The organism is uncultured Campylobacter sp. (assembly GCF_938017615.1).
Classification (GTDB): domain Bacteria; phylum Campylobacterota; class Campylobacteria; order Campylobacterales; family Campylobacteraceae; genus Campylobacter_B.
The window spans coordinates 1-5,240 of the sequence record NZ_CALIJA010000087.1 but is presented as its reverse complement, the minus strand read 5'-3'; the positions used below and the strand labels follow the sequence as shown (position 1 = coordinate 5,240).

The following is a 5,240-nucleotide window of genomic DNA, read 5'->3' as shown; positions in this document are numbered from 1 at the left end:
TTAGCTCTACGTCGATGGCAGGTTCTTTAAATACGTTTTTCGGGTTTGAATTGTAATCTATATCCCAGTAGCGAAACGCAAAGCTATCGACCTCTTCTTGGGTTACGTATTTGCTAAGACCCGGCACTTTGGAGACATTAGTATCTGAAGTAACGGTAAAATGGGTTTGCTTGCGCTCCACAAGGCCCGATCTTTCGGCTAATAGATACAGCGCGCATACGACTAGCACGCAGACAGCATAAATAAACCGAAGTTTAAAGCTTTTCAAAATTTCCCCTTAGAATTTTGCCCGCGACTATATCCAATCAGTACTTAATAAAATATAAATACTATAGACGAAATAGGCAAAGCTAGCTGAAAAATGCGGTTAAGCCGGGTTTGAATGATGAAATCTTTCGAGTAAATTTGGCGAACGAATGTCGTCATAGACCATATTTGCGTAATCGTATCCCTATTTGCACGCTACGCTAGGCTCCATATCCGAAGCTCGTTCGCCGTAAATTTACCGCAACGTCTTTGAGTAGGCTTTTCTTAAAAGCACAGGTCACCAAAAATTATCGTAGTGCTAATAAGCGGCGAGCCGCTGCGCATCACAAAGAGCCGCTATTTTGCGGATCTGTTCGCAAGCTGCTCGCGCGGTCATAAAGCACGCTTTGCGCCTATTTGCCGATAAAATTTTTCTGCAGCCACTCCATCGCTTTTTCTTCGCTTTCAAATCTGCCGCTTTTGGCGACTTGAAACTGCCCCTCATAGAAGCGAATTCTGATACCGTCCTGGACGCTATCTACCTTGATACGTGTGATCCTGTCTTTGTTTAGATAGGTTCGTTCGTTTAGCTTTACAAACATCGTTTTCTCCTTTAAATTTAATGGTTTTTATCTTTCGCTTTACTTGCGTCTTTCTCGCCCTCTTTTTTCAAAAAAAGCTCCTTAAAGCGCTCGTTTGCGTAGTTTTCTATATCGCTTTGCAGCTGCTTATACGCGGCGATCAGCTCATAGGCGCGCGCATTTAGCGTCGTGCCCGCGGCATTGCCGCCGCCTTGCTTGGTGCTAAAGAGCTCCTCTTGCAGATTTTTTTGTAAAATTTGCAGATGGCTCCAGCACTTTTTGTAGTTCATCCCCAAAACCTCGGCGGCCTTAGAGATAGAGCCCGTCTGAGCGATCACGTCTAGCACTTCGGTTTTGCCCTTGCCGAAAATGAGCTCGCCCTGCGCATTTTCGATCCAAGTTTTTGTTTTTACCCTCATTCTTTTGCCTTTCTTCTCCTTAAAGCAGCCCAGCTGACAATATTTCACGTCTATGGCGTGCTCCTTAAGCGTAGAGCGCACGGTATCAAACCCCACTCCGCCGCTAGCTACGGCGCGGGCGTCGCGGCAAAAAATCCGCCTTTTATCATCTAAAAAGGGATTTAGCTTTTGCAGCGCCTTTATGCTGCCTCCGCTACATTGCAGCTTGCCGAACTGTCCGAGTTCACAGCGATCTATCCGTATCCCTTCGCGTGCCGCGAGATCTCCTACTACGCTCGCGTCCACGCCTAATTTAGCGGCGATCTTAAACGCCGCGCCGCAATCGAGCTTGCCGCTTGGATTTAGTAAATTTAAAATCAGCCTTTTGATCTCGCTTGCTTTTTTATCGTCTATCCTAATATCTATCTCCATGCCGCCCTCTTAACTCAAAATTCTCTCTTCGCCGCTATAGACGTTTAAATTTTCGCCGCGAGCGAAGCCGCAAAGGGTAAGATCAAATTTACGCGCAATCACGACGCCCAGACTCGTAGGAGCCGTGCGCGAAACAAGCGCGCTAACGCCGCTCATCACGGCTTTGGCGACCATTTCGGAACTTAACCTGCCGCTTACCAAAAGAAGCGAGCCCTGTGTATCGCGCCCCGCCAAAACCGCCTTGCCGACCGATTTATCGATGGTATTGTGCTGGGCGATATCCTCGCCGATAAAATACTCGCTGCCCGCGGTAAAGAGCTTTGCGGTGTGCACGCAGCCGGTCATCTCGTAAAGCTCGCACTGCGTGTAAAACTCGCTCATCAAATTTAAAATTTCATTCTTATGAAATTTAGCGTCCGAGCGGACTTTGCGCGCCGCCATCGCCTCAGGATCGATATTTGCCGTAGAGCTGCGCCCGCAGCCGCTGATGATGACCTTTTCGGTATCGAAGCTATTTAGCCGCTTTTCGTTTATCTCGCCGCAGACATTCACGCTAAGCCCGTCCGGCGCGAGCTCGATACTCTTTATACGGCTTGGATCCGAGATCAAATTTTCGCTCAGCAGATAGCCTATCGCAAGCGCTTTCTGATCGCTCGGAGTCGCCATTAGCGCGCCGAAACGCTTGTTGTTTAATAAAATTTCAAGCTTGATCTCGCGAACCAAGATATCGCTTACGATCCTTCTTTCATCACCTTTAAATTTAACTATCTCCGCCCTATAAATCGGCTCCATAGACCTTCCTTGTTTAAATTTCGCCCGTATCGTAGTGAAATTTTGCTTAAATAGCCTTAATTCGCCGAAGTAAAGCCGAAGCGGCGTGCGTAAATTTAAATCGCTCGCATTTTTGAATTTAAAAAATCGCGTGGAAAATTCCACGAGCCGCTCGCACCGTGAGCACAAGCGACCTTGAAGCGCCCGCAGAGATGAAATTTCATCAAATTTTGCCGCCACCTGCAGCCGCGATAAAATTTCATCTATGTAAAGCGGGCGGAGCTTGCCGCCCAAATTATTTATTCACCGGCGATAGATAAGGTTTCTCGGAGTGCATCGACATCTCGTTTTGTCTTCTGAACTCGATAAACTCGCTCTCGCTAAGCTTTCTGATATTTGCGATCGTCATCTTTAGCGGCGGGATACCCGATAGCGGATCTAGATCGCCCGCATGCACGAGCTCGTTGCCGTCGGCCTCGCTGTAATGGAAGGTCGTAAAGATCGTGCCCTCTTTCAGATCCGGATTTATGCGAAGCTTCGCGGCGATCTGACCGCGCTTATTTTTGACGAGCGCGTAGCAGCCTTCGGTAAGCTCGCGTTCGCGTGCAATATCGGGGCTTACCTCGATGAGCGCGCCTTCTGCGCCCGCGCCGTACTCTAGCGCGCGACACTCTCTCGTCATCGTTCCCGTATGGTAGTGATAAACCTTGCGCCCGGTCGTAAATAAGCACGGATAAATTTCATCCGGTATCTCGCTAAGCGCGCCACTTCCCACCGGATAATCATCAGGGATTTTCATCTTGGCTCTGAAATCCGCCTCAGCTTTAGCGCGCTCCTCTTTATCATCCACGTAAAGCACCGGCACCATTCTAAATTTACCATCAGGCAGCATCGATTTATGATCTGCGTAAAGAACCGGCGTGCCCGGATGATCTTCATCAGGACATGGCCAGCTTATGCCGCCTAGCTTATCTAGTCTATAGTAGCTAATTCCTCCGAAAAATTTAGGCATTAATGCACGCACTTCGTTCCAAATTTCTTCCGCGCTTAAAAAATCAAACCCTTCAAGTCCCATTCTTTGCGCGATATTGCAAACCACCTTCCAATCAGGCTCTACGCCAGGAGCCGGCTCGCTTGCCTTGCGCGTGCGCTGAACGCGGCGGGAAGTGTTTAAAAAGGTGCCATCCTTCTCGCCCCAGCCGGCAGCAGGTAGTACGACGTCGGCCTTCTGTGCGCTCTCGGTAAAGAAAAGATCCTGCACGATAAAGCAATCCAAATGGTGCGTTGCATGCACGAAGTGCTCCGTCCAAGGATCGCTCATTACAGGGTTTTCGCCGTAAACGTAGAGTAGCTTCAGCTCGCCGCTATCCATCTTATCGGGAGCAATCGTAAGCTTAAAGCCTGGAGTTGGATTTAGCTCGAAGTGCCATACTCTGCGCGCCTGCTCCTGAGCGTAAGCGGAATTTACCGCACCTGCCGGAATGACGTTAGGCAGCGCGCCCATATCGCATGCACCCTGGACATTGTTTTGACCGCGCAAAGGATTTACGCCCGCGCCTCTTTTGCCTAAATTTCCCGTCAAAATGGCTAAATTTGAAAGCGAAAATACGTTTGACGTACCGTCGCTAAACTGCGTGATACCCATCGTGTAGCAGATCGCCGCTGCGCCTGCTTTAGCATACATTCTAGCAGCTTCGATTACAAGCTCTTTTTTCACGCCGGTCTCGCGCTCGAATCGCTCAGGCGTAAAGTCCTTAACCGCCTCTTTTAGATATTCGTAGCCGTGAGCGTAGTTTTTGATAAACTCGTCATCTTGCAAATTTTCGGCAATAATAACATTCATAATGGTATTTAGCGTCTTAATGTTCGCGCCCACTGGGATTTGCAAATAGATATCGGCTTTTTTCGCCATATCTGTGCGCTTCGGATCTACGACGATCATCTTGGCGCCGCGCTGCAAGCCTCGCTGCATCTGCATAGCGATGATCGGGTGGCACTCGCTTGTGTTGGTGCCGATGAGTAAAAATACGTCCGTATCGGTAGCGAATTCTACCAAATCGTTCGTCATCGTTCCGTTTCCTAGCGTGTTGGCAAGACCTGCCACTGTAGGAGCGTGTCAAAGACGGGCGCAGTGATCGACGTTATTGCTGCCCTGAGCTCGGAAAAATTTCTGAAAAACGTAGTTGTCTTCGTTATTTGAGCGCGCCGAGCTAAAGCCCATTATTGAGCTTGGGCCATATTTAGCGACGGTCTCTTTAAATTTAGACGCTACAAAATCGTAAGCCTCTTCAAAGCTTACCTCCTCAAGCTTACCGCTTCTATCAAATACTCCGTTTTTCTTACGGATCATAGGTTTGGCAAGGCGTTTTGGAGAGTTTACAAACTCCCAGCCGAACATCCCTTTTAAGCATAGCTCGCCGTCATTTACGTGGTGGGCCTGCGTAGGGCGCGCGTTTACGATCCTGCCGTCTTTTACGATAAGATCGATACCACAGCCGGTGCCGCAGTAAGGACAAGTCGTTTTGACAATCTTTTCTCTGGACTGCATAATATTCCTTTCAAGAATTTTGGTTTGCACGGCTATTATACTTTCTAGATTATAAAAGAATTTTTAAATTAGTGAATTTTTTTAAGCGAAATTTAAGCGATATGCAAATCCAGCATATTAAATTGAATAGTTAAATTTTACGCTTTTACCTCGATAATGGCGGCGTTTTAGCGTAAAATTTATCGCTTATCGCAAAAGACGCTTTTTAAGCTAAGTTTTATAATTTTAATAGAATTTTGAAATTATATTACGCTCCGTTTTATT

The 5,240-nt window shown here is 47.7% G+C and carries 4 protein-coding genes and 1 pseudogene; all 5 read right to left on the bottom strand.

Translation table 11 applies throughout. The features are described 5' to 3' along the window. A pseudogene (locus Q0620_RS04010) lies at nt 1–268 on the bottom strand (hypothetical protein); the annotation flags it as partial. Nucleotides 269–659: 391 nt separating this feature from the next. Beyond that, nucleotides 660–848, bottom strand: a complete 189-nt coding sequence (locus tag Q0620_RS04005) for a sodium-dependent tyrosine transporter (protein WP_177388229.1) — start codon at nt 846–848, stop codon at nt 660–662. A 17-nt stretch (nt 849–865) separates the two neighbouring features. Beyond that, a complete protein-coding gene (locus Q0620_RS04000) occupies nt 866–1,657 on the bottom strand; it encodes a LysR family transcriptional regulator (RefSeq protein WP_298783307.1) in 792 nt (263 codons plus the stop codon). Between the two features lie 9 nt (nt 1,658–1,666). Then, nucleotides 1,667–2,449, bottom strand: coding sequence for a formate dehydrogenase accessory sulfurtransferase FdhD (gene fdhD, locus Q0620_RS03995; RefSeq protein ID WP_298783309.1), 783 nt, complete (start codon nt 2,447–2,449; stop codon nt 1,667–1,669). A gap of 274 nt (nt 2,450–2,723) precedes the next feature. Then, entirely contained in the window at nt 2,724–4,976 is a 2,253-nt protein-coding gene (locus Q0620_RS10840; RefSeq protein ID WP_366125023.1) for a molybdopterin-dependent oxidoreductase, read from the bottom strand. Nucleotides 4,977–5,240 lie beyond the last annotated feature (264 nt).